Annotated in this window: 1 protein-coding gene; it reads right to left on the reverse strand. The window is 61.4% G+C overall.

All coding sequences use genetic code 11. From position 1 onward, the window contains the following. Nucleotides 1-692, reverse strand: a 692-nt coding sequence (locus NCT32_RS36915; RefSeq protein WP_250491554.1) for an AI-2E family transporter, incomplete at its 3' end; no start/stop codon positions are given. Nucleotides 693-1148: the final 456 nt, after the last annotated feature.

Below are 1148 nucleotides of genomic sequence, written 5' to 3' on the forward strand. Positions count from 1 at the left end.
ATACTTGAGGCAACGAGCCTAGCTCGGTAACAAAAAACCTGAGTCAATGCGCCGGCCAAGCTAATTGTCGCCGCCCAATTGTCCGGGCCGAAGATACGCGAGGCGATCTCCACCGCGCTTTTGTGGCCTGTCTCGCCATACGCCATGAGTATGCCGGCGACGATCAGGGCAGCGAAGAACAGCAGCAGCCCCGCGCCGAGACCGGTGATGGTTCCGAGCAGCGCGAGACCGGCCTCCTTCAGTTGTGGAGCGAACTTATGCGCAAGACCCGAGATGTCCGTCGATGCCTGCTGCCAGAAGTCGTACACCTTCTGGCCCACCAGCGGCCAGCTCGTTACCGACTCGGCCGGCGGTGGAACGCGGAAGCTGCCGCTTTTGAAGATGTCCTTCGCGTGGTCTATCGATTCGGCCACCGCGGCGCCCAGCAGATAGGTCGGCACGAGAATCACGACAAACGCGATGAGAATGATGAGCGTGGCCGTCAGACCGTCCTTGTTCCCGAACCCACGCCGGAGCCTGACTTGAAGTGGATACAGCGTGATCGCGAGGATCAACGCCCATACCATGAGGTTGAGAAACGGCGCGAAGATCCTGAAGCAGAATATCGCGAGAACCGCAACGAGCCCCGCGCGGATCAGGACATCGAGCAGTTCTCGGGACGACGCCCGTTGAGTAGTTGGTGTGAGCAACATAGGGCCTCTCCTGGCAGGTCACCTTCCGGATCTGCTGGCGGCAAATCAAGGCACGGCCACATGCCGTATCCGGGATAGAACAACCCGCTGCGTGCAGTCGATCCATCGACCCGCTACTTGTTCATGCCGGCCGCGGCGGTCGACGGGTGCCCTCGGACCTTTTTTCACTCGCGGCAGTCATGTTTGGGGGCCTCCAGGCTCGCATGCAAGGGACAACTTCGCTCACGTCCGTTACATTATGCACGCTGTTGTGCCCACTTACACTGCCCACCAATTACCCAGCGCGGGGACGCGACGGCAACCTCGGCAGCGACGGGCTCCATCCGCGCTGCGTCCTCCTCCGCTGTAGCTTGCCGCCCGCCTGAAACGGCTCCGGTCGCGCTCGAATCGACTCCTAGCGCGACTTGGCCGTTTGGACGCTTCCAATCAGAAACGGTGACGCAAGCCGACAGTGGC

The sequence above is a fragment of the Caballeronia sp. INML2 genome (assembly GCF_023631365.1).
Lineage (GTDB): Bacteria > Pseudomonadota > Gammaproteobacteria > Burkholderiales > Burkholderiaceae > Caballeronia > Caballeronia turbans.